This window comes from Kingella kingae ATCC 23330, from assembly GCF_900111845.1.
Taxonomy (GTDB): Bacteria; Pseudomonadota; Gammaproteobacteria; order Burkholderiales; family Neisseriaceae; genus Kingella; species Kingella kingae.
The window spans coordinates 58,774-82,934 of sequence record NZ_FOJK01000004.1 but is presented as its reverse complement, the minus strand read 5'-3'; the positions used below and the strand labels follow the sequence as shown (position 1 = coordinate 82,934).

28 protein-coding genes are annotated in these 24,161 nt (G+C 47.8%); 10 read left to right on the top strand and 18 right to left on the bottom strand.

The genetic code is table 11. From position 1 onward, the window contains the following. Positions 1-62: 62 nt before the first annotated feature. The 5 genes from BQ5809_RS01400 to BQ5809_RS01380 form a co-directional block, all read right to left on the bottom strand. A complete protein-coding gene (locus BQ5809_RS01400) occupies positions 63-1,781 on the bottom strand; it encodes a flotillin family protein (protein WP_003785613.1) in 1,719 nt (572 codons plus the stop codon). Positions 1,782-1,898: 117 nt separating this feature from the next. After that, complete coding sequence (locus tag BQ5809_RS01395) at positions 1,899-2,570, bottom strand: OB-fold-containig protein (protein WP_032827665.1); 672 nt, start codon at positions 2,568-2,570, stop codon at positions 1,899-1,901. Positions 2,571-2,727: 157 nt separating this feature from the next. Continuing rightward, entirely contained in the window at positions 2,728-3,213 is a 486-nt protein-coding gene (locus BQ5809_RS01390) for a hypothetical protein (RefSeq protein WP_003785606.1), read from the bottom strand. A 68-nt stretch (positions 3,214-3,281) separates the two neighbouring features. After that, a complete protein-coding gene (locus BQ5809_RS01385) occupies positions 3,282-3,947 on the bottom strand; it encodes a PspA/IM30 family protein (protein WP_003785604.1) in 666 nt (221 codons plus the stop codon). 14 nt (positions 3,948-3,961) lie between these two features. Next, positions 3,962-4,465 carry a hypothetical protein gene (locus BQ5809_RS01380; protein ID WP_003785603.1) on the bottom strand — a complete coding sequence of 168 codons (504 nt, stop codon included), beginning with the start codon at positions 4,463-4,465 and terminating at the stop codon, positions 3,962-3,964. A 218-nt stretch (positions 4,466-4,683) separates the two neighbouring features. On the opposite strand from BQ5809_RS01380, the gene rfbD reads away from it, so the two are divergent. Together rfbD and pseB are read left to right on the top strand one after the other, a co-directional pair. Then, a complete protein-coding gene (gene rfbD / locus BQ5809_RS01375) occupies positions 4,684-5,553 on the top strand; it encodes a dTDP-4-dehydrorhamnose reductase (protein ID WP_003785602.1) in 870 nt (289 codons plus the stop codon). A gap of 81 nt (positions 5,554-5,634) precedes the next feature. Then, positions 5,635-6,633: a UDP-N-acetylglucosamine 4,6-dehydratase (inverting) gene (gene pseB / locus BQ5809_RS01370; RefSeq protein WP_032827601.1), complete on the top strand. Its 999-nt coding sequence runs from the start codon at positions 5,635-5,637 to the stop codon at positions 6,631-6,633. Positions 6,634-6,704: 71 nt separating this feature from the next. Here the strand turns inward: pseB and BQ5809_RS01365 are convergent, their stop codons facing one another. The 7 genes from BQ5809_RS01365 to BQ5809_RS01335 form a co-directional block, all read right to left on the bottom strand. Next, the gene (locus tag BQ5809_RS01365) at positions 6,705-7,235 is read right to left on the bottom strand and encodes a hypothetical protein (RefSeq protein ID WP_003785600.1); all 531 of its coding nucleotides are present in this window, start codon (positions 7,233-7,235) and stop codon (positions 6,705-6,707) included. Positions 7,236-7,319: 84 nt separating this feature from the next. Next, positions 7,320-8,993, bottom strand: a complete 1,674-nt coding sequence (pgi, locus tag BQ5809_RS01360) for a glucose-6-phosphate isomerase (protein ID WP_003785598.1) — start codon at positions 8,991-8,993, stop codon at positions 7,320-7,322. Positions 8,994-9,048: 55 nt separating this feature from the next. Beyond that, positions 9,049-9,900, bottom strand: a complete 852-nt coding sequence (locus tag BQ5809_RS01355; RefSeq protein ID WP_003785596.1) for an SIS domain-containing protein — start codon at positions 9,898-9,900, stop codon at positions 9,049-9,051. Between the two features lie 130 nt (positions 9,901-10,030). Continuing rightward, the gene (locus BQ5809_RS01350; protein WP_003785594.1) at positions 10,031-10,474 is read right to left on the bottom strand and encodes a CopD family copper resistance protein; all 444 of its coding nucleotides are present in this window, start codon (positions 10,472-10,474) and stop codon (positions 10,031-10,033) included. Next, positions 10,471-11,379 carry a tyrosine-type recombinase/integrase gene (locus tag BQ5809_RS01345; RefSeq protein WP_003785593.1) on the bottom strand — a complete coding sequence of 303 codons (909 nt, stop codon included), beginning with the start codon at positions 11,377-11,379 and terminating at the stop codon, positions 10,471-10,473. The genes BQ5809_RS01350 and BQ5809_RS01345 overlap by 4 nt, the downstream gene beginning before the upstream one ends. 81 nt (positions 11,380-11,460) lie before the next feature. Then, positions 11,461-11,712: a BolA family protein gene (locus BQ5809_RS01340; protein ID WP_003785591.1), complete on the bottom strand. Its 252-nt coding sequence runs from the start codon at positions 11,710-11,712 to the stop codon at positions 11,461-11,463. Positions 11,713-11,911: 199 nt separating this feature from the next. Next, positions 11,912-12,727 (bottom strand): DsbC family protein, encoded by an 816-nt coding sequence (locus tag BQ5809_RS01335; protein WP_003785588.1) that lies wholly within the window; start codon positions 12,725-12,727, stop codon positions 11,912-11,914. A 151-nt stretch (positions 12,728-12,878) separates the two neighbouring features. Here BQ5809_RS01335 and BQ5809_RS01330 point away from each other — a divergent pair, with 151 nt between their 5' ends. The 7 genes from BQ5809_RS01330 to BQ5809_RS01300 all read left to right on the top strand — a co-directional run bounded on the left by BQ5809_RS01330 (position 12,879) and on the right by BQ5809_RS01300 (position 18,320). Beyond that, on the top strand, positions 12,879-13,673 hold the full coding sequence (locus BQ5809_RS01330; RefSeq protein WP_003785583.1) for a 3'-5' exonuclease: 795 nt from the start codon (positions 12,879-12,881) through the stop codon (positions 13,671-13,673). Positions 13,674-13,737: 64 nt separating this feature from the next. Further along, positions 13,738-14,598 carry an SPOR domain-containing protein gene (locus BQ5809_RS01325; RefSeq protein WP_003785581.1) on the top strand — a complete coding sequence of 287 codons (861 nt, stop codon included), beginning with the start codon at positions 13,738-13,740 and terminating at the stop codon, positions 14,596-14,598. A gap of 38 nt (positions 14,599-14,636) precedes the next feature. Continuing rightward, positions 14,637-15,341 carry a thiol:disulfide interchange protein DsbA/DsbL gene (locus BQ5809_RS01320; RefSeq protein WP_003785579.1) on the top strand — a complete coding sequence of 235 codons (705 nt, stop codon included), beginning with the start codon at positions 14,637-14,639 and terminating at the stop codon, positions 15,339-15,341. Between the two features lie 61 nt (positions 15,342-15,402). Beyond that, the gene (locus BQ5809_RS01315) at positions 15,403-16,230 is read left to right on the top strand and encodes an undecaprenyl-diphosphate phosphatase (protein WP_003785577.1); all 828 of its coding nucleotides are present in this window, start codon (positions 15,403-15,405) and stop codon (positions 16,228-16,230) included. 129 nt (positions 16,231-16,359) lie between these two features. Further along, positions 16,360-16,722 carry a hypothetical protein gene (locus BQ5809_RS01310; protein ID WP_003789582.1) on the top strand — a complete coding sequence of 121 codons (363 nt, stop codon included), beginning with the start codon at positions 16,360-16,362 and terminating at the stop codon, positions 16,720-16,722. A gap of 366 nt (positions 16,723-17,088) precedes the next feature. Beyond that, positions 17,089-18,141 carry a 3-deoxy-7-phosphoheptulonate synthase AroG gene (gene aroG / locus BQ5809_RS01305; RefSeq protein ID WP_003785571.1) on the top strand — a complete coding sequence of 351 codons (1,053 nt, stop codon included), beginning with the start codon at positions 17,089-17,091 and terminating at the stop codon, positions 18,139-18,141. Continuing rightward, complete coding sequence (locus tag BQ5809_RS01300; protein WP_003785569.1) at positions 18,138-18,320, top strand: hypothetical protein; 183 nt, start codon at positions 18,138-18,140, stop codon at positions 18,318-18,320. Before aroG ends, BQ5809_RS01300 begins: the two co-directional genes overlap by 4 nt. On the opposite strand, the gene BQ5809_RS01295 is transcribed toward BQ5809_RS01300, so the two are convergent. Both BQ5809_RS01295 and pgl read right to left on the bottom strand, forming a co-directional pair. Next, complete coding sequence (locus tag BQ5809_RS01295) at positions 18,299-19,303, bottom strand: glucokinase (RefSeq protein ID WP_003785566.1); 1,005 nt, start codon at positions 19,301-19,303, stop codon at positions 18,299-18,301. The two genes, BQ5809_RS01300 and BQ5809_RS01295, sit on opposite strands and share 22 nt — an antisense overlap. Beyond that, a complete protein-coding gene (gene pgl, locus BQ5809_RS01290; RefSeq protein ID WP_003785563.1) occupies positions 19,284-19,982 on the bottom strand; it encodes a 6-phosphogluconolactonase in 699 nt (232 codons plus the stop codon). Before pgl ends, BQ5809_RS01295 begins: the two co-directional genes overlap by 20 nt. Positions 19,983-20,004: 22 nt before the next feature. On the opposite strand from pgl, the gene BQ5809_RS10940 reads away from it, so the two are divergent. Further along, a complete protein-coding gene (locus BQ5809_RS10940; RefSeq protein ID WP_155114346.1) occupies positions 20,005-20,292 on the top strand; it encodes a hypothetical protein in 288 nt (95 codons plus the stop codon). An 84-nt stretch (positions 20,293-20,376) separates the two neighbouring features. Here BQ5809_RS10940 and zwf read toward each other — a convergent pair whose 3' ends face one another. From zwf to BQ5809_RS01265, 4 genes are all read right to left on the bottom strand, one after another. Continuing rightward, positions 20,377-21,816: a glucose-6-phosphate dehydrogenase gene (zwf, locus tag BQ5809_RS01280; protein WP_003785557.1), complete on the bottom strand. Its 1,440-nt coding sequence runs from the start codon at positions 21,814-21,816 to the stop codon at positions 20,377-20,379. Positions 21,817-21,938: 122 nt separating this feature from the next. Beyond that, positions 21,939-22,388, bottom strand: coding sequence for a YqaA family protein (locus BQ5809_RS01275; protein WP_003785555.1), 450 nt, complete (start codon positions 22,386-22,388; stop codon positions 21,939-21,941). Positions 22,389-22,412: 24 nt separating this feature from the next. Then, positions 22,413-22,631 carry a SlyX family protein gene (locus BQ5809_RS01270; RefSeq protein ID WP_003785553.1) on the bottom strand — a complete coding sequence of 73 codons (219 nt, stop codon included), beginning with the start codon at positions 22,629-22,631 and terminating at the stop codon, positions 22,413-22,415. A gap of 2 nt (positions 22,632-22,633) precedes the next feature. Further along, positions 22,634-24,016 (bottom strand): Na+/H+ antiporter family protein, encoded by a 1,383-nt coding sequence (locus BQ5809_RS01265; protein ID WP_032827600.1) that lies wholly within the window; start codon positions 24,014-24,016, stop codon positions 22,634-22,636. Positions 24,017-24,161: the final 145 nt, after the last annotated feature.

Here is a 24,161-nt window from a genome sequence, read left to right as displayed (position 1 = left end):
CAATCAAAAGCAGCCTGCACTTTTTGTTTACGAAGTGCAGGCTGCTTTTTTAATCACAAAGATTACTCGCCGCGCTGCTCAACCACTTGGCTGGTCAAATTTTGCGTCAAACCGTTGATATCCGAGCCATTCAAGCCGATTTCTTTGAGCAAATTGTCCACCAACGGGGCTTGGCTGCGATAACGCAATGCGCTGTTTACCATTTGGTCTGCCAAATTGCCTTGCGAGGCGGCTGCGTCTGGGTGCAGGCTGCTTGCGCTGTTTTGTCCAACACCGCCCAAGCCATCAACATGCAAAATCTTAATGCCGTCAATTTGCTCCATTGGGCGCACGCTTTCGCGAATAATATCAGGCAAGTGGCGCAACAATGCCAAGCGGATTTGCATTTCAATTTGCTCCACGCTCAACACATTTGCCGCTTCGTTTACCGCACGCGCACCTTCAGCATCAACCTTGTATTGCTGCTCTTGCGCTTGTGCCAACAGCACTTTGGCATCGGCTTCACCTTGTGCGCGTAGGCGGCTTTGCGCGGCTTCGGCTTCGGCGGCAATGCGTAAGGCTTCGGCGCGATCAATCGCGGCTTGTTTTTCGGCTTCGGCTGCTACTGTCAAGGCAATCGCTTCTTTTTGCGCTGCTTCTTGTGCTGCAATCAATTCCACCGCTTTGGCGCGTTCTGCGCGTTCGGTTTCGCGCACCGTTACCACACTTTCTTCTTCGCGCACCGCTGCGGCACGCGCCTTGTCGGCTTCGGCTTTGGCTTCACTTTCGGCGCGTGATTTTTCGGCTACGGCAATCGCACGGTCTTGTTCTGCCAACTCAATCGCTTTGCGGCGTTCCACTTCGGCTTGCTCAACCGCTTGGGCTTTGCGAATGTCTTCGTTTTTAATATCGCGCTCTGCGGCAATGCGTTTCAAATCGACTTCACGCTCTGCTGCAATTTTGGCTTCTTCGGCTTCGCGTTTTTTAGCTGCTTCTTGCTCGGCAATACTGGCTTCTTGTTCGGCACGGCGCAAAGCAATTTCGCGTTCTTGCTCCAATTTTGCGTATTCTTCTTCGCGCAAAATCTGCAAACGACTACGCTCGGCTTCCAAATTTTTGCTGCGAATCGCCAAATCGGTATCTTGTTCGATGTCGTTACGCTTTTTGCGACGCACTTCAATCGTTTCGGTCAATTTGGTCAAACCTTCTGCGTCAAACGCATTTTGTGGATTGAAAAACTCAAAAGACGTTTGGTCCAAGCCAGTCAAAGACACGGTTTCCAATTCCAAACCGTTTTTATACAAATCTTCCGACACAACTTGCTGCACTTTTTGTACAAAATCCACACGTTTTTCGTGCAGTTCTTCCATTGCCATTTCGGCAGCAACGGCGCGTAAACTGTCCACAAATTTGCCTTCTACCAATTCTTTTAATTGGTCGGGCGACATGGTTTTCATGCCCAATGTTTGTGCGGCAGTGGCAATGCTTTCCGATGTCGGCTTCACGCGCACATAAAATTCTGCGGTGACATCAACACGCATACGGTCGCGCGTAATCAAGGCTTGATTGGCTTCGCGGCGCACTTCCAAACGCAGCGTGTTCATGTTCACAGGAATCACTTCGTGCAACACAGGCAACACCAGCGCACCGCCATTCATGATGACTTTTTCGCCGCGCCAACCTGTTCGCACAAACGACACTTCCTTGCTGGCTCGGCGATACAAGCGCGTCAGAATCAAGCCCAACACCACCAAAGCCACCAAAATAATGCCAGCCACCACCATAATTTCAATCAAGCCCATTGTCTTTTTTCCTTTATGTTTGGGTTACAAAAATCATTTAAATATCATATTAAATTGGGTCGCGCCCCAAGTTACATAATCAAGCTAAACAAGCAGCCTGCACTATTTTCTTGCCGCTCATACATTACTCTTTAAATGCGGATTGGGATTGGCAATCGCGCGAAATTGTCCGTTTTCCTGCGACACCAGCAACACCGAGCTGCCTTGCAACAAATCGTCTGCACCATCGGCTTTTGCCATGACATAGTGCTGCTGCCCAAATACGTCTTTAACGCGAACTTGTGCGGCTTGTTCGCTGCTGGCACGTCCCAACACCACTACGCCCACGCGTCCAACCAAATCTGCCGAAGCCTGCGCAGTGCTTTCGTCTTTGGGCAACACACGATGTAAACCTTGTGCCAACACGCGCACCACAGGCAATGCCACCAACCACGCCGCTATGGCGGCAAGCCACATCGGCAACCAGCCTGTAAACAGGACAAACCAAGCAGCCTGCACGGCGTAACCTGTTAGACCATACACCAACAAAAACACCACCAACCACATCAACAAAGGCAATTTGCCCACATAGAGCCAGCTTAAAAAGCGGATAACGGTGCTGCCTGTGTCGACATCTATCGTTAATTCGGGCGATGTGGCATCGGTTAGGCTATCGGGCAACAGGCTGTCTAGCCAATCGCTCGCGTCGCCCAACATCAGCGACACGCATTCCAACACGCCCAGCAATATCATGACGGCTAATGCAATGCCAAACAGTCGGGTTTCGGAAGCCTGAATCAATGTCCACATGGTTGGGTTTTCCTTTTTGGGGTTGATGATGTTGCCTGCACACGTTGCCATTAGCGACACAAAGAGTGGGTATGGCGGCGATACTCCATGCTCTGACTCGTATGAAAATGGGCAATGAATGTGCAGGCTGCTTTGCCCATTTAGGCATGTTTAAGCGTTATTTTTTATCTGTTTCCAAACCTTCGCGTCCTGCGGCAACCATGAATTTGTTTTGACCTTGCATCAGTTGTTGTTGCCCTGCCATGATTTTCTTTTGCGCCGCCAATACGCCTGCTTGGTCTTGTGGCGATAGGGTCATGGCGGCGCGTGTGCCTTCTAACACTTGTTGCATGCCTTGCGCCAAGTCATTGCGAATGGCTTTACCTTCGTCTGTTTTGAGCGATAGGGCGTTCAAACCTGCTGGCACTTTTTCAAAAATCGCAAGCATTTCGTTTACGATGACTTTGGCTTCTTCTTCGTTTTTCACGCCTTGCAAACGTTGTTGATAAACTTGGTTCATTTGCGGTGTGTAGCCCGTGTCTGCCATGACTTTAGCAATGGCGATTAAGTCGGATTTTTCGGGGCTGCCACACGCCGACAATAGCAAGACACTCGCTGCCACCAACATGATGCTACGAACCCAGTTACGCATTTGATTGAACATTTTTGTTTACTCCGTTTTGTGTTGATAAATGAAACAATGCTTACAAAAGCAGCCTGCACTATACGCGCCTATTTACCCGATTTCAAAGCTGCCAAACGTGCTTCAATTTGGGCTTTGCGACTTAAATCTGCCAAATCTTGTAAGGCGGCGGCATTGACTTGTTCGACAACAGGAACGCCACCTTGTCGCTGCATCACGCGATTAAAACTGTCGCCGCTTTTGCTGGCTGCACGGGCAATTTGAGCAATTTTATCAGCACTCGTACCATTCAATGCCACCCCAGTCGCGGCGGCTTGCGAGCGTTGCCAATCGTGCAAAGCAGCCTGCATTTCGCGCTGTTTTGCCAGCAATGCCGCCACAAAAGCGTCCAATTCGCGCTCTTGCGAACCCAAATCCGCCAAACTGTTTTCCAACACAGGCACACGCGCTTCAATGTCTAGCTGCTGTGCGATGCCAGCCTGCGCCAAATCATCGCGCCCCGATTGCACCGCCAACGCAATTTGTTCTGCCAAGGTTTCGTGCTGATTGTTTTCGTCTGCCAATTTTTTTGCGGTTAAATGTTTTTGTGCCAACACTTTGCCCAACTCGGTTCGCACTTCGTCAATCGCCCGTTCCAATTCGCGCACGTTTTCTTGCATCACGGCTTCGGGCGCACAATTTTCCGCCGCGTCCAACACCGCATGAAAACCACCGCTTACCAATCGCCCCACTCGGCGTGCCAAAGATTCGCTCATATTTTTTCTCCTGTTTACATTTGTCGCGCCTGACGAACAATGTCCGCCAAACGCAAAGTATTGTTCAGCTGCGCCAACACTTCATCATCATACGCCGCACCCTTACCCACTACTGCAAGCTGCAACATCGCGTCCATTAAACGCACAATGCGCCACATTGCTTTTTGCTCGTATTCGCGCAATGCCGCCAAATCGGCATTGTCGGGCAAATCCGCTACCAAAGTTGCCGCCAAATCGGGCAACTGTTCAAACAATCGCGCCAAAATCGCCGAATGTACGCCCAATTCTTTTTCGCTGTGCAACACGCTGTGTTTGGCGGCATACACAAATCGCTCCATCGTGTCGAGTGCGTGGGCATAATCGCGTTCTTGCTCGTGCGCCAAACGCGCTTGTTTGAGCAATTCGCGGATTTTTTCCGATGGCGTGCTTGCGCCGTCTATTTGCAACTGTGCGATGAAATCGGCATCTTCTTGGTCAATTCGTACGCTTAATGGAATACGATTACTGGTATTTGACATACACAAAACCTACACTTGAATTTATTTATATGCAAATATATACAAAACGAATACAAAACACAAGCAGCATGCACAAAATAAAACATAACTAGCTGTTTAAAAACAAAATAATTTGCATACAAAGTGCAGGCTGCTTGTTGCGATTTTTTCACGCAAAGCCCCTGCAACGCTGCTATAATCGCCCTTATTTTTTTATTGTTTTTAGTCAAGGATTAGCCATGCGAATTTTACTGACAGGCGCAAACGGACAAGTCGGACGCTGCATCAAACAACAAAAACCCGAACATTGGGAAATGATTGCCGCCGATTCCAACACGCTAGACATTACCGATGCCAAAGCGGTTGCCAATATGGTGAGCAATTTTGAACCCGATGTCATCATCAACGCCGCAGGCTACACCAACTTGGAAGCTGCCGAATGCGACAAAGAACACGTTTTCGCGGTAAATGCCGAAGGTACACGCATTTTGGCAGAAGCCGCCGCTCGTGCAGGCATTCGCTTTATTCACTTGTCTAGCGATTATGTGTTTGACGGTCAAAAACGCATGCCCTACACCGAAAACGACTACACCAATCCTCTTTCTACCTACGCCAAATCCAAATTAGCAGGCGAATTATTGGCGTTGTCCAGCAACCCAGCCAGCATTATTGTGCGCTCGTCTTGGGTGTTTTCAGAACACGGCGACAACCGCAACAATTTTGTTAAACGTGTCATGGAACAAGCACTTGCTGGCTCGGTTGCCACGCCCAGCGACAAAATCGGCTGCCCTACTTATGCAGGCGATTTGGCGCGTTTGATGATTAACTTGGCGCAATGTCAAACCGCACCGCGTGGCATTTACCACTATTGCGGCGACAAAGCGGTTAATCGTTTGGAATTTGCTCAAACCGTGGTCAAAATGATTCAAGCGGTGCGCCCATTGGAAACCACCGTTGTTGAGATACCTGCGCCCGAAAACGAACACACGCCACGTCCGCCCTATTCCGTTTTATCGTGCGACAAAATTCGCGCCTTGGGCTACGAACCATCGGATTGGCAAAGCGCACTCAAACACGTTGTGCAAACTTTATTGGCAAAAACCGCATAAACGATATAAAAAGCAGCCTGCACTTTATTCAGATTGCAGGCTGCTTTTGTTTTTTATTTTATTTATTTTATGGAACTCAATATGTTAAGCAATTCAACCATTTTGGTAACGGGCGGTACAGGTTCGTTTGGCAACACTTTTGTCCCCATGACATTAGAAAAATACAATCCCAAAAAAATCATCATCTTCTCGCGCGATGAAATGAAACAATGGGAAATGGCAAAGAAATTTCAAGGCGATAAACGGGTGCGTTTTTTCATTGGCGATGTGCGCGACAAAGACCGCTTATATCGCGCTTTGGACGGCGTGGATTATGTGGTTCATGCTGCCGCAACCAAAATCGTGCCAACCGCAGAATACAATCCGTTTGAATGCGTGAAAACGAATATTAACGGCGCGATGAATTTAATTGACGCTTGCATTGACAAGGGCGTGAAAAAAGTCGTGGCACTTTCAACGGATAAAGCCAGTAGCCCTGTGAATTTGTATGGCGCGACTAAATTGGCTTCGGATAAATTATTTGTGGCAGGCAATGCGTATTCGGGCGAACATGGCAGCCGTTTTGCCGTGGTGCGTTATGGCAATGTCATGGGTTCGCGCGGTTCGGTGATTCCGTTTTTCTTGAATATTCGCGATAAGGGCGTGTTGCCGATTACCGACGACCGCATGACGCGCTTTATGATTTCGTTGGAACAAGGCGTAGAATTGGTTTGGCATACGTTTGATGATATGGTTGGCGGCGAAATTTATGTGAAAAAAATTCCGTCTATGAAAGTGAGCGATTTGGCAACGGCAATCGCGCCTGAATGCAAGCAGGAAATCATCGGCATTCGCCCTGGCGAAAAATTGCACGAACAAATGATTAGCGCGGAAGATTCGTTCCACACTTATGAATATGCGGAACATTTCAAAATTTTGCCTGCGATTAACGGCTGGGACGAAACGCCCGAACGCATTAAGGACGGCAAGAAAGTGGCGGAAGGTTTTGTGTATGCCAGCGACAATAATCCTGAATGGATGAGCGCGGCAGAATTGCAAGCGTGGGTGGCGGCGAATCAGCATAAAATTGGCAATATTTAAATAATAAAAGTGCAGGCTGCTTTGAAAATAATTCAAAGCAGCCTGCACTTTTATTATTTAGACCATTTAATTTACAAAGTCGCTTCAATTTGCGGAATCATTGCGCGCGCTTCGTGCAGCATCATACCAAACGTATTACCATCGTCATTGCAAGAAAACACGCACACCAAGTGATGATGATGTGGCAAGCGAATCAAAAAATACACCGTGCCATTGCCTGTTACAATAATTTCGTTGAAGCTGGCACGCTCTTGTTGCAAACCACTATTAGCACGGAAAATTTCTGCCACTTGCAGCATAGTCGGCACGGTAAATACATCAGTGGTGGCACTGGCAACCAACGCCAAAACATCATCGGGCAAAGTCGCACTGGCTTCCATTGCTACCAGTTGTCGAGTCAAAATATCCACACAGGCAATGGCTTGGCAATCGCTAAAATGTGTCAGCGAATCTTTGAAAATTTGCTGCATAGCTGGGTTGTGCGGCGTGAGTTCGTATGAATGTTTTGCCACAGTAAGTTCAGGTTCTGCATTGGGTACAAAAGCAGCCTGCATCGTTTCGTTTTCGCTTGGGTTTTGGAATAATTTTTTGAAAAATGACATAAATCAACCCATTATATGTGTGTATCAATCAATAATAAAACACGCTACCTAAATTGATTTAGGTAGCGTGTCGTCATTATAGCATTAGCTCTCAAATAGCGCACAAGTGCCGTCTTCGGCGCAGTTGGCTTGACGGTACAAGCGAATCAAACGTGCGGTTGATGCATCGTGTTGTTGCGGTTCAACATCACCAGTCAGTTCTGCCAAAATGGTTTTGGCAAGTTGTTTGCCCAGTTCCACGCCCCATTGGTCAAAGCTGTTAATGCCCCAAATCACGCCTTGTACAAAGACTTTGTGTTCATACATGGCGATTAAGCTGCCCATATTGCGCGGTGTCAATTTATCCAACAAAATCATATTGGTTGGACGGTTGCCGCTGAATGTTTTGTGTGGCACAAGAGCTTCAATTTTGTCGGCAGGCAAACCTTGCGCTTGCAATTCGGCGCGCGCTTCATCTGGTGTTTTGCCGCGCATAAACGCTTCGGCTTGGGCAAATACGTTGGACAACAAAATTTCGTGGTGCCCTGGCAAATTGCTGCGTTTTTCCAAGCTGGCAATCAAGTCAATCGGGGTAACGTGTGTGCCTTGGTGCAACAGTTGGAAGAAGGCGTGTTGTCCGTTGATGCCTGTTTCGCCCCAAATGATTGGGCCTGTGTCGGTTGGAACGGCTGTGCCATTCATTTGAACTTGTTTGCCGTTGGATTCCATATCCAGTTGCTGAATGTATTTGGGCAAGCGGTGCAAGTGTTGGTTGTATGGCGCAATCACATGGCTGCCTGCACCATAGAAATTGATGTACCAAACGCCCAACAAGCCCATCAACGCAGGCAAGTTTTGCTCCAATGGCGTATTGATGAAGTGTTCGTCCATCAAGTGTGCGCCTTCAAGCAATTCAATGAAATTTTGTTCGCCTAAATACAACATAATCGGCAAGCCAATCGCTGACCATAAGCTGTATCGTCCGCCTACCCAATCCCAAAATTCAAACATATGGTCGGTGTCGATGCCAAATTCGGCAACGGCTTTGGTGTTGGTAGATAAGGCAACAAAGTGTTTGGCGATGTCTTGTTCGCTGGCTTCCTGCAAGAACCATTCACGCGCAGTGTGGGCATTGGTGAGCGTTTCTTGCGTGGTAAAGGTTTTGGACGCGATGATGAACAAAGTCGTTTCTGGGTGAACTTGCTCCAACACATCGCGCATTTGTGCGCCGTCCACGTTGGACACGAAGTGCATTTTTAGGCGTGGATGTCCAAACGATTTGAGCGCGGTACACATCATCAACGGCCCTAAATCCGAACCGCCAATGCCGATGTTGACCACATCTGTGATGACTTGATTGGTGTAGCCCAGCCACTCGCCGCTGCGAACGGCGTGGGTAAAATCGCCCATTTTGCGTAATACCGCGTTTACTTTGTGCATCACGTCTTCGCCATCTACTTCAATTTTGCGGTTGCTGCGGTTGCGCAAGGCAATGTGCAACACGGCACGGTTTTCGGTTTGGTTGATTTTTTCGCCACCAAACATTTGTTTCATACGCTCTGGCAAGCCTGCTTGTTTTGCCAGCTCAATTAAATCTGCCAAAATTTGGTCGTTGATACGGTTTTTGGAATAGTCCACGCTAATGCCGCCCACTTGTAACCAATAGCGTTGCGCGCGTTCTGGGTCTTGTTCAAACAAGTCGCGCATGTGGCTGTTTTGGGTGTTGGCAAAATCTTGTTCTAGGGCTTTCCATGCTGGAAGTTGAGTGGGGTTGGTCATATTGATTTCCTTGTTATGCAATCAAAATAAATCAAAAAAATGTGCAGGCTGCTTTTTATTCCACCAAATCGTCATCAACACGATGACGGCGCACGCTGCGTTTGCCTTTTTCTAGTTGCAGGCTGGCGGTTTCGCCCAAACGCAATGCCAAGCCAATCGCCAAAATGTCAATAATCGCCAGTTGCAGCAGGCGCGATATCATGGGTGTGTAGCGGTTGCTGTCCTCTTGCACCACCAACGCCAACACGCAGTCGGCAAGCTGTGCCAATGGGCTGTCACTGCGTGTAATGGCGATGACTTGTGCGCCGTTTTCTTTGGCAATGCTCACTGCATCGAGCACCTCAATAGACGAGCCTGAATTGGAAATCACCACCAACACATCGTGCGAACTCAATACCGATGCCGCCATCAGTTGAATGTGGGTGTCGGAATAGGCAACGGTAGAAATACCAAAACGGAAAAATTTATGCTGCGCATCTTGCGCCACAATGCCCGAGTTGCCCAAACCATAAAATTCGATACGGCGAGCGTGAGTCAGCATAGCGATGGCATTTTCCAATTCGTCTTCTTTGAGACTACGGCGCGCGCCCAACAAAGCAGCGGCGGTGTTGCCCAACACTTTTTCCATGACATCGCCCATGCCGTCATCGGTATTGAGTTCTTCGTGGACAAAAGGCAAACCAGAATGACTGATGCTTGCCGAGAGCGACAGTTTGAATTCAGGTAGCCCTTTGTAGTTTAGACTGCGACAAAAGCGGATAACAGTGGGCTGTGATACTTTGGCACGTTCGGCAATTTCAGCAACCGCGGCGTGGACAAACCATTTGGGTTCTGCCAAGGCAACTTCGGCGACTTTGCGCTCTGCACTTGACAAAGATTCTAGTTGTTCGCTGATTTGGCTTAACATAAAAGTAGACTTTCAAAAATAAAAGTGCAGGCTGCTTTGAAAGGTTGCCGCACATGATTATTGATATGGCGTGTAGTATAACAACAAATTCGCTCAAATGTCGGAAAAAAGCAGCCTGCACTGTGTTACATCAAACATAAAACATCGTTTTCGCCAGCAACACAATTCCCAACATCTGCACCAACACCGCCGAATGAATGTATTTGCTCCATTTGACTGTGAGCGTTTGCGTGCGGATTTTGTACACCGCAATCAAAAAGTGCAGCAACACGCCACCAGCCAAACACAGTTTTAACGTCAGTTGCAGCGCAAACGAACTGGCAAACGGGTCGCGCAACAAATCGGCATAACGATGCAACATCGTCAAACCCGACAAAAACACGCCAATCACAATAAACGGCATCACGCGCACCGCTCGGCGCGAAATCACACGTTCGGCTTCGCGTCTGGCTTCTTTTGAGATTTGCTTGCTGTGCAGGCTGCTTAAAATCAACGCTTCAAAAATCACGCCGCCGACAAATGCAATCGCGCAATACAAATGAATAATGTGCGCCCAAGGGTAAAGTTGGCTCATTTTTCGTCCTTTGTTGATGTGGTTTGACGGCGGGCGCGTGGGTGCGCTTGGTCGTACACTTGCGCCAAATGGTCTAGGTCTAGTTTGGTGTAGATTTGCGTGCTGGATAAGCTGCTGTGTCCGAGCAAATCTTGCACCGCGCGTAAATCTTGCGATGCTTGCAACAAATGTCCTGCAAAACTGTGGCGCAGCATGTGTGGCGTGATGTGTTGCAGGCTACCGCGTTGTTCCGCCCAAAATGCCAAGCGGCTGGCGATTTGGCGTGTGCTTAATCGGCTGCCGTATCGCCCTGTAAACAAAGCCGTTTCGCCATTTTGGGCTGGGCAATTTGCCAACCAAGTGTGCAGCGCGTCAATGCAATGGCGTGTGAGTGGCACTTGTCGCTGCTTGTTGCCCTTGCCCTGCACGCTGACCCAGCCTGCGGTTAATTCAATGTCGTGCAGATTGAGTGCGCGAAGTTCCGACAAACGCAGTCCGCTGCCATAAAACAATTCCACAATGGCGTGGTCGCGAATGGCAAGCGTGTCATCGGATTCGGGCGATTGATTGAGCAGCGCGCCCAACGGTTCGCGGTCTATGGCGCGTGGCAAGCGTTGCGGCAATTTGGGGGCGCGAAGTGTGGCAATAGGGCTATGTTCCCAGTAGCCTATATCGCACAAATACAGGGCATATTGCTTCCAAACCGTGAGTTTTCGCGCCAAGCTGCTGGCGTTTAAACCTTGCTGCGACAGCGTTTTGAGTGCGCGTGAAAAATCTTGGCGCGTGGGTGGCGTGTTTTGTTCGGACAACAGCGTGTGCAGTTGTTGCAAATCGCGGCGATAGGCGACAAGCGTGTGCGCAGAACGATTTAATTGCGTTTGTTGCAACAAATAGGCTTCGGTGTGGGCAAAAAATGATGTGGTCATAGGTCAAAAAATCATGCAAAAAAGCAGCCTGCACATTGTAGCAAAAATGTGCAGGCTGCTTTTGATTTGTTTTTTTGCAATTTAACTACCTTGTTTCGCTGCCCATTCCACAGGGGTCGCCGCCACTGCAATAGACAACGCGTGCAATTCGTTGCTGGCTAATTGCGCTGCCAAGCCGTCTTTAACCAAGCGATGACGTGCCAAACGTGCTTTGCCTTCAAACGCTGGCGACACGATTTGCGCGAAAAAGTGGTGCCCATCGCCTTCTACGACTAAATGTTCGCAGGGCAAAACTTGTTCAATCATTTCTTTAACTTGTTCTGGGTATAACATGGTTTTTGTTCCTTTTGTTGATATATAGTGAATTAAATTTAGATTAGTACAGTGTTGCCAACTCCCTTATGTACTAGATATACACGGCGGTCGTTGTCGCCTTGTCCTAATCTAAATTTAATCCACTATAAATTGCAGGCTGCTTTGCCCTTTTGTCCAAATCTTTGATTTGGGTATAAAAGGGTATGCCGTAGGCAGGTTAAATTTGATTGGCTTTAATCGCCTGTTCCAAATGCGGCATGGTCAAAGCACCGCTCTGGGTTTTGCCATTTGGGTACACAATCGTTGGTGTGCCGTTAAAGCCAAACTGTTCGCCCAACGCCATTGTTTTTGCCATCGTGGTTTCGCATTCAGCCACTTTGGGCGGCATTTTGCCTTCGCGCATCCATTCCGTCCACGCTTGGGTTGGGTTCGGCTGGCACAAAATCTGCACGGTTTTACGCGCTGCATCGGGGTGTAGTGATTCCAACGGCATCATAAAGTTGTAAATGGTTACGTTGTTCATTTTGGTGAACTCGCGCTCCAAGCGTTTGCAGAATGGGCAATCGGCATCGGAAAACACCGCTACTTTTAGTTCGCCATTGCCACGCACTTCTTTAATCGCCAAATCCAAAGGCAAGCTGTTGAAGTCAATCGCGCTTAATTCGGCTTTGCGCTCTTCGGTTAAGCTGCGTCCGTCTGCGGTGGCAATCAAATCGCCCACCAACATGTGTTGTCCAGTCGCATCGGTGTAGGCAATTTGGTTGCCACCTGCCACGATTTCATACAAACCTGCCACAGGCGTGCTGTTTACCGCCGTAATTTTCAAACCACGGTCGGCATAGCGGCTTTCTAGCGTTTGCGTAATCGTTTTGGCAACATCGGCTGGCACGTCTTTTGCCACTTGTGCAGGCTGCTTGGCAGCGGTTGCGGCTGGCGCAGGTGCTTTTGCTTGACCGTTTGCCGCAGGTGCTTGTCCGCAAGCCGATAAAATCGCCATAGTTAAAATTGAAGTTGTCCAAATGGTGTGTTTCATTATCTCTACCCAATGTTTTAAAAAATGCTGGCAAATATACCAAAAATCCAGCCAAACACGCCAAACAAATCACAAATTTTTACCAAAAAAAACTTTTCAGGCAGCCTGCACCGTGCCAAAATCCGCCTGTTTTTTATTTTGGACAAAATTCATGACGCCCATTCTTGTTTTTGACATTGAAACCATTCCCGATACCCGAGCCATTCGCGCGTTAAATCAACTGCCGCCCAGTATTAGCGATGCCGATGTCGTGGAATTTGCGGCGCAACAACGTCGTGCCAAAAATGGTAGCGATTTCATGCCACATCATTTGCATAAAATTGTGGCAATTTCGTGCTGCTTGCGTTGGAACGACAAGATTCACATTGCGACATTGGGTTCTGCCAACAGCAGCGAAGCCGAAATCATCGAGAAATTTTTTGGTTTGATTACCAAATACACACCACAACTGGTGAGCTGGAATGGCGGCGGATTCGATTTGCCTGTGTTGCATTATCGCGCATTGGTTCATGGCGTGCAGGCTGCTCGTTATTGGGATATGGGCGAGGGCGATTTTGCCGATAGCCGCGACTTTAAATACAACAACTACATCAGTCGTTATCACAACCGTCATTGCGATTTAATGGACTTGCTTGCCATGTACACAGGACGCGCCAACGCACCGCTAGACGAATTGGCAAAATTATGCGGTTTTCCAGGCAAAATGGGCATGGACGGCAGCCAAGTGTGGCAAGCCTATCAAAACGGCGAAATTGAAGCGATTCGAGATTACTGCGAAACCGATGTCGCCAATACTTATTTGGTATTCCAGCGTTTTCGTTTGATGAACGGCGCGCTCTCCCAACAAGAATACGCTGCCGAATTGGAGCGTTTGCGCGAATATTTGTATGCCCAAGCCGAAGATAAATTGCACTGGGAAGAATTTTTGGAAGCGTGGGACGAGTAAACAACACGCATCAAACAAATTTTTGTTAAAATAGACAATCTGTTATTTTTTAAGGCATACACAAATGTATTTTAAGCAACAACAAGGCGGCGGCTTGTTCAATTTTATGGCTGGTTCGATTGTCACATTGGGCGCAATCGCCGCTGTTTTGTTTACATTAAATCAAAACAATGCACGCGATTTTCAGCAGCCTAAAATGGTCAATAATCCCGTATCGTCAGAACCTGCTGTATTGACACCCAAGCCAGATGTGGCTGCATCGACTACGGTTGCCAACGTAGAAACTGCTGCTTCTATGGTGCAACCTATTCCACCTGTGGCAGCCAATACACAAAATACTACCGCAGACAACGAACCTATCATGGTGCAGGCTGCTTCTGATAGCACCACCACACCACGCGTTGCCAAGCCGTCTATCAACAATAATAAAGCAACCACCACGCCAAGCAAACCGCGCGAAACAACTGTTGTGCAAAATGACCCTGTATTGGGTGAAGCAATGCCTGCACCTGCCAAACCTGCTGCACCACGCAAGCAGCCTGCACGCGTTGCCGTGGACAATATCGAACCAACTGGCGAACAAATTTTAGAAGCGGGCAACTTGCAAAAAGCGCGTCAATTAGCCAGACGTGAAGCCGAACGAAAAGCACAACAAACCAGCAATAAACCTACCGCAACAACCGAGCCAAATAAACCCAAAGGACGCACGGTAATCCAAGCTGGCGCATACAACTCTCGCGCTGCTGCCGAAGAACAACGCACCAAATTGGCATTGAGCGGCGTACAAACCAAAATTGTTCCTGTACAAAGCAATGGCAAAACGCTGTATCGCGTGCAAACGTCTAGCATGGACGGCTCTCGCGCGGCACAAGTACAACAAAAACTAAAAAACAATGGTGTTGATACCATTACTCGCCCGCAATAAATCCCAATTCATCATTCATCAAAGATAAGGAAATCGTTATGTTGAATAAAAAAAGTATTGCCGCCGCATTGATGGCGTTATTTGTATCTGTTCCTGCGTTGGCAGCCACCGAAGGCGTGGACTATAAACTTGCCGAAGTGGAAGTTGCACCCTTGCAAAAAGACAAAATTGAAGTAACCGAATTTTTTGCATACTGGTGTCCACATTGCTATGACCTAGAACCCGTTATTGCACGTCATATCAAAACCTTTGCCAGCGACACCGTATTCCGCGCGGAACACATTGTGTGGGATAAACAACGCGATTTTGGTTTTGCACGTCTTGCCGCAGCGGTGAAACAATCGGGTACAAAAATACAAGCCAACCCATTTATTTTTGAAGCTGTAATTAAACAAAAAGTCAATTTAGGCAACTCAGCCGTTTTGTCGCAATGGCTCAAAGCACAAACCGCATTCGATGGCAGCAAAGTGCAGGCTGCTTTTGATTCGTTCAGCAACGCCACACAAGCCACACAAATGGAATCATGGACAGACCAATACGCCATTTCTGGCACACCAACCGTGATTGTGGGCGGCAAATACCAAGTTATTTTCAACAACGGCTACGAAACAGGCATGACCACGATTGACGAACTCATCAAAAAAGTACGCGAAGAACGTGGCATGAAAGCCCCAGCACCCAAAGCCGCAACCACACCAACTCACAGCTTTGGCGCAAGTTTGGTTAATAGCGTAAATCGTTAATAAAATATACAAAAGCAGCCTGCAATGACTGTGCAGGCTGCTTTATTATTGAGAAAAACAAATGGATATTGTTTTATTATTCAAAGCCCTGATTTTAGGCATTGTCGAAGGCTTAACCGAATTTTTGCCGATTTCCAGCACAGGACATTTAATTGTTTTGGGCGATTTAATGAACTTTAACAGCAACGGCAAAGTGTTTGAAATCGCCATACAACTAGGCGCAATTTTGGCGATTGTAGTGGAATATCGCCAACGCTTTGCCAACGTCATCACAGGCATTGGGCGCAACGACCAAGCCAACCGATTTGTGCTGAATTTGGCGATTGCCTTTATCCCAGCCGCCGTAGTAGGACTGCTGTTTCGCAAGCACATCAAAGAATATTTGTTCAACTCCATCACCGTCGCCATTGCGCTGATTGTGGGCGGTTTGTTGATTTTGTGGATTGAAAAGCGCACCCAACATCGCCCACCCAAAGTCAAAAATGTCGATGACATGAGTGGCAAAGATGCGCTGGTGGTGGGATTAGCACAATGTCTCGCTCTAATCCCTGGTACATCGCGTTCGGGCAGCACCATTATGGGCGGCATGCTGTGGGGCATTGAGCGCAAAGCCGCCACCGAGTTTTCGTTTTTCTTGGCTGTGCCAATGATGGTTGCCGCCACAGGCTACGACATCTACAAAAGCTGGCAAGAATTTACTTGGGGCGATGTGGGCTTAATTGCGGTGGGATTTGTTGCCGCTTTTGTATCTGGTTTGTTTGCCGTCAAAGCATTGTTAAAATTTGTATCGACCAAAAATTACGTTCCGTTTGCTTATTATCGCATTGTTTTTGGGTCATTTATTTTAATTACATCACAAACAGGCTGGATTACTTGGTCTCAAATGTAAATTATTTTTACATAAACTATTTTCAAAAGTCACTTTTTCAGGGAAAATACGGCTTTGAGAAAAAAGATTGTTTTGCCTGACTTGGCTGTACCGATGCAGCAGCACAGGCAGGTAAGAAGGAAATCTAAAATGACATTAGAAGAAATTGTAAAAGGCTTATCAAGCATTAAAGGTGTAGTTGCGGTAGCGATTGTGGATTATGGTAGCGGTATGATGATGGCATCGCATGCCAACGATACAACTTTTGATTTGGAAGCGGCTAGCGCAGGCTGCGTTAATATTATTCGCGCCAAAATGCGTATTAAGGAACGACTCAATTTAAATGATACTTTGCACGACATTCAAATCAGTCTATACAAACAAATCCATTTAATTTGCCCATGCACCAATAAAGACAGCACTTTTGTTTATTTGGTTGCCGACCGCGAAAAAGCCAATTTATCTATCTGCCGCCGTTCGCTGTTTAATGCAGAGAAATTGGTTGATTTTTAATTGCAGGCTGCTTTTAGCTAACATCAATCCAAACAAGCTATTTGATAGTTCAGGTAGCTTGTTTTATTTTGCATTAAAATTTATCACACTAGCATTAAATATCAAAAAAACAAAAAAATAAGCATTAAATTTTGTTTAATGCCTGCAAATCGTAGAATAATATAGTGGATTAAATTTAGATTAGGACAAGGCGACAACGACCGCCGTGTACATCTAGTAACATAAGGGAGTTGGCAACGCTGTACTAATCTAAATTTAATTCACTATAAAATTAAATTGCACAATATGAATTAATTTGCTTGTCAAAGCAGCCTGCACTGTTTATCCTTTGCGCTTTCATATCAACATAAACACATAGGAAAAAACATGAACCGCCTACAAAAAACCGATGATATTCGCATTGATGCCGTAACCGAACTCTTGCCTCCAATCGCGCATTTATACGAATTGCCTATTACTGATGCAGCCGCCAATTTAGTCGTGCAAACGCGCCAAGAAATCGCCGATTTGGTACACGGCAAAGACAACCGCTTGTTGGTCATCATCGGCCCTTGTTCCATTCACGACCCCAAAGCAGCAATGGAATATGCGCAACGCCTGCTGCCCTTGCGTCAAAAATACGAAAAAGAATTGCTGATTGTCATGCGCGTGTATTTTGAAAAACCACGCACCACAGTCGGCTGGAAAGGCTTAATCAATGACCCGCATTTGGACGGCAGCTTTGACATTAACTTCGGTTTGCGTCAAGCACGTAAATTGTTGTTGGATTTGAATAATTTGGGTATGCCTGCGTCCACCGAATTTTTGGATATGATTACGCCACAATATTATGCCGATTTGATTTCGTGGGGCGCGATTGGTGCGCGTACCACCGAAAGTCAAGTGCATCGCGAATTGTCTAGCGGTTTGTCTTGCCCAGTTGGCTTCAAAAATGGCACGGACGGCAATCTCAAAATCGCCATTGACGCGATTGGCGCGGCATCGCACCCGCACCATTTCTTGTCGGTTACCAAAACAGGGCATTCCGCCATTGTCCACACCAAAGGCAACAGCGATTGTCATGTGATTTTGCGTGGCGGCAAAGAGCCAAATTACAGCTCCGACCATGTGCAGGCTGCTTCGGCGCAACTCATCAAAGCAGGCGTAACGCCCAAATTGATGGTCGATTTCAGCCACGCCAACAGCAATAAAGACTACACGCGCCAAATGATTGTCGCCCAAGACGTGTCTGCCCAAATCCGCGCAGGCGAACAAAACATCATGGGCGTGATGGTGGAAAGCCACTTGGTAGAAGGTCGCCAAGACAAGCCAGAAGTGTATGGCAAAAGCATTACCGATGCCTGCATTGGCTGGGATTCCACCGAAGAATTGTTGGCATTACTCACCGCGGCACAACGCGAAAGCGGTCGCGTAGCATGATATTTAAAAAGCAGCCTGCACATTGGGTTCGCGCCCTAACCGCGCAAGAATGCCAACTGCTGCGCCAGATTTTTCGCAATTCTATTCGCTATAAATTGGTGCGCGTGGTATGTGGCAAATTCTTGCCGTTGCAGGCTGCTTTTTACTTTTGGCTGATTTATTTCTGCGCCGCCAAATGATTATCCAACGCCACCGCTGCGCCTGTAATGCCTGGGTATTTGCTCAACACCACATACACAGGAATCGCGGCAAGATACGCATCAAAACGTCCTTTGTTTTCAAAGCGATTGCGAAATGGCGAGTATTTAAAGTAATCAATAAAACGCGGAATAATGCCACCACACAAATACACGCCACCACGCGCACCCAGCGTCAAAGCCAAGTTAGACGCAACCGTACCCAACATCGCGCAGAAAATATCCAAAGTCAAACGGCACAAAGGCGATGTGCCGCTCAACGCGCGTTCGCTGATTTCGGCTGGCGTGAGTTTTTGACGCTTAACGCCTTCGCGCTCGCTCAACGCATCGTGAATCAACACCAAGCCTGCGCCGCTCAAAAAGCGTTCGGCGGAAACGTGTCCGTGTTTTTTCTTGGCGTATTGCCAAATCATCACTTCGGTGTCGTCAAACGGCGGGAAGCTGTTGTGTCCGCCTTCGCCTGCCAATGGCACATAACCTGCTGGCGATGGAATCAAACCGCTCACGCCCAAACCTGTTCCCGGCCCAATCACGGCTTTGGGTGCGTTTTCAATGGGTTGGAAGCCACCCACTTGTACCAATTCTTCGGGCTTGGCTTTGGTAATCGCCAAGGCTTGCGCGGTAAAGTCGTTGATAAACAACAATGTATCCAAATACAGAGCTTGGCGCGTGGTTTCAATCGAAAACGCCCAATGGTGGTTGGTCATTTGCAACCAATCGCCGACCACAGGGTTGGCAATCGCCACCGCTGCGTGTTTGACTTCTGGATTGCCTGCGCGTTTCAAAAATTCTTTGGCAGCGTCCACAATCGTGTCGTAGTCGTTGCACGGTAAAACTTCAATGTGTTCAAAGATTTGGTGCACGGTTTCCAGCGCAAAACGGGCGTTTGTGCCACCAATATCCGCCACCATGCGTGGGTAAACGGCGGTTTCGGTTTTTTTGGATTTAGTCGTTGTAGAAGACATTTGCGGTCACCTTTTCGGAATGTAAAACGTAGCTGATTGGGAATGTTTGTGTTTTTTCTTGTTCGGCTTGGCGATACACGGCTAATTTTTCTGCGCCTGCAATCGCCAAATAAACGTGCGCGGTACGTTCAATCGCCGCCAAAGTCATGGAAATGCGCTCGTGTGGCGCGGTCATGGGCGTGGTGTGCAACAAAGGTTGCGGATAATCGGCGCGAACCGCATCGGCAAATTGCGGTGCTTGGGGGAAAATGCTGGCAGTGTGTCCATCGCCACCCATGCCCAGCACCAATACATCGGGTTGAACATAGTTTTGTAGCGCAAATTCAACGGCTTGTTCGATTTGTTGCAGGCTGCTTTCGCTTGCCGCGTCATCAATCATGGCGATGAATTTTGCGTCTTTGGCTCGATTTTGCAGCAAATTATCGCGCACTAATTGTGTGTTGCTGTCGGCGTGATTGGTTGGCACAACGCGCTCATCTACCAAGGCAATATTCACACGCGCCCAATCCAAATCCAGTTGATTTAAGGCTTGAAAAAACGCAATCGGTGATTTGCCACCCGACACCGCCAACGTAGCGCTGTCTTGTTTTGCCAACGTATCGCGCAAATTTTGGGCAACTGCTTGGGTAAGTTGCTCGGCGTTGTCTGCCGCAGAATTTAATTGTTTAAATGAAATCATCAGGTTATTCCCTTTCTTTTTTATGTTGATGTTTTATCCTGCCGCATTGAGCGCAATCAGCCATGCCACCATACCCAGCAACACAGCAAACCAAATGCCTAGCCACATTCGCAATGGGCGCAGCAAACGCGGATTTTGCACCGTTGCACGATTGAAAATAGCGCGGATTAATTGGCGTGTTAAAGCGCGATTTTTGCGCCAGTTTTGCAAATCGGCAAAATCGGTTAGCCATTTTTTCGGCTACGCTCAATGTGCAGGCTGCTTTGAAATAGCCTACGCTGGCGGCAATCAACGCCAATATCATCAATAAAAATAAAATCATCATAGTGATTTATATCAAAGCAGCCTGCACTTTGCGTAAACACAACAAAAAATGCAGGCTGCTTGTTTAGGATTACGCTTGCTCTTCCAACCAAACATTACCATCACGCGCCAACAATTCTTGCGCTTCTTTTGGCCCCCAGCTAGATGCAGCGTAAGTGGCTGGTGCAACAGGCGAAGTTGCCCAGTTGTCCAAAATTGGCATGACCCATTCCCACGCTTTTTCCAGCTCGTCGCGGCGATTGAACAAGCTCAAACGTCCGTCAATCACTTCGCGCAACAGCAATTCATACGCTTCGGCGCGGCGTTCGTCTGACACTGTGCCCATGTCCAACACCATTTCGGTTGGCTGCACGTCCAAGCCGCTGCCCACTTGTTTCACATACAATTTGAGCGATACGGTTTCATCGGGCTGCAACGAAATCACCAAACGATTAGGATTTGTGCCAAACAAACCATTGGCTTGGTCTTTGAAATTCAAAACAATTTCTGCTGTGCGCGTTGCCAAGCGTTTGCCTGTACGCAAATAAAACGGCACGCCTGCCCAACGTGGCGTATCAATTTCGGCGCGAATGGCAACATAGGTTTCGGTACGGCTGTCGGCTGGCACATTGTGTTCTTGCAAATAGCCGTTTTGCTCGCCGTTTGCCACATATTGTGCGCGAATCACGTTTTTATCTACATCTGCCGAAGTCATCGGTTTGAGTGCAGCCACCACTTTCAATTTTTCATCGCGTACATCGTCTGCGCTCAACGATTTGGGTTGTTCCATTGCCACAAAACACAGCATTTGCATGATGTGGTTTTGCATCATGTCGCGCAATGCGCCTGTGATGTCATAAAACTCGCCGCGCTCTTCCACGCCCAGTTGTTCTGCCACCGTGATTTGCACCGATTTGATGAAATCTTTGTTCCAAACTGGCTCAAAAAACACGTTACCAAAACGCAATGGCAACACGTTTTGCAGGCTTTCTTTGCCGAGATAATGGTCAATACGATAGATTTGGTTTTCTTTGAAATGCGTGCCAACATCGGTGTTGATGGCTTGCGAAGAAGCCAAGTCTGTGCCAAGCGGTTTTTCCAATACGATGCGGACGTTGTCGGCATTTAAGCCCACTCGTGCCAAATTTTCACAAGCTGGCGCGAAGAATTTGGGTGCAGTTGATAAATAGATAACAACATTATCGGTTTCGGTACGTGCTTTGACGATTTTTGCCAATTCGTCAAAGTGTGCGCTTGTGTTTACATCTACGGTTAAGTATTGAATACGTTGAACAAAACTTGTCCACAATTCATCAGTGTAATTCTTTTTGATGTGGATTTTACTGTCGGTTTGCACTTTTGCCAAAAATTGTGCGGTGTCCATTTGGCTGCGCGATACGCCCAAAATGCGACCGTTTGGGTGCAACAAACCTGCTGCGTGCGCTTGATACAGGCAAGGCAACAATTTACGCATAGACAAATCGCCTGTTGCGCCAAAAATTACCATATCAAAATTGTTGAGTTGAGACATTTTTGCTTCCTTTCAACGTGAACATAAAACAAGTGGATTATGCCCGATTTTGGGCGGTACTGAATAGTGTTATTGAAATAAAATTACGATTACTTTGCGCTACATCGGGTGCAGGCTGCTTGTTAAATCGCCCATATACCCAATAACACTGCGCTGTATGGTGCGGTTTTGCCTATTGCAATCAAACATACACATCGCCAAAACGGCAAACGCAAGCAGCCTGCAACCAGCGGCAAGGCATCGCCCACAATCGGTAACCATGCCAGCAACAATGCCCATGCACCGTAGCGTTGTAGCCAGTTTTGGGCGCGTGGGGCGACTTGGGCGCGAAGTGGCACAAAGTAACCTAAAACATAACTGCTGACGCTACCGAGCGTGTTGCCTAGGCTGGCGACCAATAGCCATGTTTGCCAATGTTGTGGTTGCTGCCAAACGAGTGCGCCAAATAGGACTTCGCTGGCGGCTGGGAATAGCGTGGCGGAGATGAATGCCGATGTGAATAGCGACAAAATATCGGGGAACATAAAGTGCAGGCTGCTTTTTGATGTAAAAAAGAGTAGTGGCGCAATCATCGCCCTACTCTTTTGTGTGTTGATTTAATAATGTGGTGGCACTTCATCAGCTAAACTATATGGCTTATCTTGTGCGCCATCGCCTTGCTGCTGCATTTTGTTGTACAACACACGCAACTGCGCTTGCTGTAAATCCAGCGCGTCTTGCAATTTCGCTACCGTGTCGTTCAACGACAGCAGCAGTTCATCTTGCAGTGCAAGGCGAATTTCCAATTCTGTTATGCGGTCTTGCATTTCTTGCATGATTACAGCACCAGCGCGGCAATCCAGCCTGCAATAAACAGGGGAATGTTGTAGTGAATAAAGGTTGGAATCACGCTATCACGCATATGGTCATGCTGCCCGTCCACATTCAAGCCCATGGTTGGACCCAGCGTAGAGTCGGACGCTGGCGAACCTGCATCGCCCAACGCGCCTGCCGTACCAATAATCGCCACGGTTGCCAAAGGCGAAAAGCCCAAGCTAGCGCACAATGGCACATAAATCGCGGTAATAATCGGCAAAGTGGAAAATGAACTGCCAATGCCCATGGTTACCAACAAACCCACCATCAACATCGCAAACGCAGCGGCGGCTTTGCTGCCTGCAAACATGGCTGCACTGGCTTCTACCAAGGGTTTGATTTCGTCTGTGGCTTTCATCACTTCGGCAAAACCTTGTGCGGCAATCATAATAAAGCCCACCATTGCCATCATTTTGATGCCGTCGTTGAACACGCTATCGGCTTCGTTGCGGCGCACCACGCCGAGCATCATAAACACGGCAAAACCGAGTAATGCGCCCAACATCAATGCGTCTTTGTACACCAACTGAATCACAAAACACACCAAAATCGCCAATGCTGCCACCGCGCTGCGATAAGACGACACTTGCGGTTGTTTGGCAGATTCTTGCGCCACTTGTTCGTCAATTTGTTTGTTTTGATAGACACGCGGTTTGCGGTAATGCACAAACGCCAGCAGCAAGCCAGCCACCATGCCCAAAGCAGGAATCGCCATCGCGCTCATCACATTGATGCCTTGCACACTCATGCCTGCTTTTTCAATGTTGGGCAACAAAATTTTGTTTAAGAAAATCGCGCCAAAACCATAGGGCAAGAACATATAAGTCGTTACCAAGCCAAATGTGATGACACAAGCCAGCAAACGGCGGTCAATTTGCAGGCGATTGAACACCAGCAGCAAAGGCGGAATAATCATTGGGATAAAGGCAATGTGAATTGGCACGACGTTTTGGCTCATCACGCCCATTGCCAGCAACGCAAAAATCAAAATCCATTTCACTTTGTTTACGCCAGACGGGATTTTGTCTTGCGCTTGGTTGCCATTGAGTTTGCGGATAATCGCGCCTGCCATTTGTTGCGGCAAACCAGAATGCGTAATCGCCATCGCAAAAGCACCGAGCATAGCATACGACAAGGCAATGCTTGCGCCGCCGCTCAAACCATTTTGAAAATGCGTCATCACCCCTTTTTGCGTGACTTCGCCTGCTGCATTGACCACGTCTGCCAATGGTAAACCAGCCGCCAAACCGCCTGCAAATGCGCCCACCACCAAGCTCAATACCACATGAACTCGTGCCACCGACAGCACCAACATGACCAATACGCCAATCATTACTGCATTCATTGTTACTCCGTTTGCGTTATCTATAATGAAAAGAAAACACATCATACCTTAACATGGTTTAACACGCAAAAAGCAGCCTGCACTTTGCATCACAAAAAAATGCAGGCTGCTTTTTCTATCTCAAAGCAGCCTGCACTTTATTTAT

What these genes read in the sequence shown, in the direction of transcription:
- BQ5809_RS01265 (WP_032827600.1), bottom strand. Translation starts at nt 24,016, where the DNA reads ATGAATGCAGTAATGATTGGCGTATTGGTCATGTTGGTGCTGTCGGTG.
- BQ5809_RS01350 (WP_003785594.1), bottom strand. Translation starts at nt 10,474, where the DNA reads ATGAGCCAACTTTACCCTTGGGCGCACATTATTCATTTGTATTGCGCG.
- aroG (WP_003785571.1), top strand. Translation starts at nt 17,089, where the DNA reads ATGAACCGCCTACAAAAAACCGATGATATTCGCATTGATGCCGTAACC.
- BQ5809_RS10940 (WP_155114346.1), top strand. Translation starts at nt 20,005, where the DNA reads ATGTTGATGTTTTATCCTGCCGCATTGAGCGCAATCAGCCATGCCACC.
- pgi (WP_003785598.1), bottom strand. Translation starts at nt 8,993, where the DNA reads ATGACCAACCCCACTCAACTTCCAGCATGGAAAGCCCTAGAACAAGAT.
- rfbD (WP_003785602.1), top strand. Translation starts at nt 4,684, where the DNA reads ATGCGAATTTTACTGACAGGCGCAAACGGACAAGTCGGACGCTGCATC.
- BQ5809_RS01385 (WP_003785604.1), bottom strand. Translation starts at nt 3,947, where the DNA reads ATGAGCGAATCTTTGGCACGCCGAGTGGGGCGATTGGTAAGCGGTGGT.
- BQ5809_RS01275 (WP_003785555.1), bottom strand. Translation starts at nt 22,388, where the DNA reads ATGATTGCGCCACTACTCTTTTTTACATCAAAAAGCAGCCTGCACTTT.
- BQ5809_RS01380 (WP_003785603.1), bottom strand. Translation starts at nt 4,465, where the DNA reads ATGTCAAATACCAGTAATCGTATTCCATTAAGCGTACGAATTGACCAA.
- BQ5809_RS01315 (WP_003785577.1), top strand. Translation starts at nt 15,403, where the DNA reads ATGGATATTGTTTTATTATTCAAAGCCCTGATTTTAGGCATTGTCGAA.
- BQ5809_RS01270 (WP_003785553.1), bottom strand. Translation starts at nt 22,631, where the DNA reads ATGCAAGAAATGCAAGACCGCATAACAGAATTGGAAATTCGCCTTGCA.
- pgl (WP_003785563.1), bottom strand. Translation starts at nt 19,982, where the DNA reads ATGATTTCATTTAAACAATTAAATTCTGCGGCAGACAACGCCGAGCAA.
- BQ5809_RS01355 (WP_003785596.1), bottom strand. Translation starts at nt 9,900, where the DNA reads ATGTTAAGCCAAATCAGCGAACAACTAGAATCTTTGTCAAGTGCAGAG.
- BQ5809_RS01345 (WP_003785593.1), bottom strand. Translation starts at nt 11,379, where the DNA reads ATGACCACATCATTTTTTGCCCACACCGAAGCCTATTTGTTGCAACAA.
- BQ5809_RS01395 (WP_032827665.1), bottom strand. Translation starts at nt 2,570, where the DNA reads ATGTGGACATTGATTCAGGCTTCCGAAACCCGACTGTTTGGCATTGCA.
- pseB (WP_032827601.1), top strand. Translation starts at nt 5,635, where the DNA reads ATGTTAAGCAATTCAACCATTTTGGTAACGGGCGGTACAGGTTCGTTT.
- BQ5809_RS01340 (WP_003785591.1), bottom strand. Translation starts at nt 11,712, where the DNA reads ATGTTATACCCAGAACAAGTTAAAGAAATGATTGAACAAGTTTTGCCC.
- BQ5809_RS01400 (WP_003785613.1), bottom strand. Translation starts at nt 1,781, where the DNA reads ATGGGCTTGATTGAAATTATGGTGGTGGCTGGCATTATTTTGGTGGCT.
- BQ5809_RS01390 (WP_003785606.1), bottom strand. Translation starts at nt 3,213, where the DNA reads ATGTTCAATCAAATGCGTAACTGGGTTCGTAGCATCATGTTGGTGGCA.
- BQ5809_RS01365 (WP_003785600.1), bottom strand. Translation starts at nt 7,235, where the DNA reads ATGTCATTTTTCAAAAAATTATTCCAAAACCCAAGCGAAAACGAAACG.
- BQ5809_RS01325 (WP_003785581.1), top strand. Translation starts at nt 13,738, where the DNA reads ATGTATTTTAAGCAACAACAAGGCGGCGGCTTGTTCAATTTTATGGCT.
- BQ5809_RS01310 (WP_003789582.1), top strand. Translation starts at nt 16,360, where the DNA reads ATGACATTAGAAGAAATTGTAAAAGGCTTATCAAGCATTAAAGGTGTA.
- BQ5809_RS01300 (WP_003785569.1), top strand. Translation starts at nt 18,138, where the DNA reads ATGATATTTAAAAAGCAGCCTGCACATTGGGTTCGCGCCCTAACCGCG.
- BQ5809_RS01335 (WP_003785588.1), bottom strand. Translation starts at nt 12,727, where the DNA reads ATGAAACACACCATTTGGACAACTTCAATTTTAACTATGGCGATTTTA.
- zwf (WP_003785557.1), bottom strand. Translation starts at nt 21,816, where the DNA reads ATGTCTCAACTCAACAATTTTGATATGGTAATTTTTGGCGCAACAGGC.
- BQ5809_RS01330 (WP_003785583.1), top strand. Translation starts at nt 12,879, where the DNA reads ATGACGCCCATTCTTGTTTTTGACATTGAAACCATTCCCGATACCCGA.
- BQ5809_RS01295 (WP_003785566.1), bottom strand. Translation starts at nt 19,303, where the DNA reads ATGTCTTCTACAACGACTAAATCCAAAAAAACCGAAACCGCCGTTTAC.
- BQ5809_RS01320 (WP_003785579.1), top strand. Translation starts at nt 14,637, where the DNA reads ATGTTGAATAAAAAAAGTATTGCCGCCGCATTGATGGCGTTATTTGTA.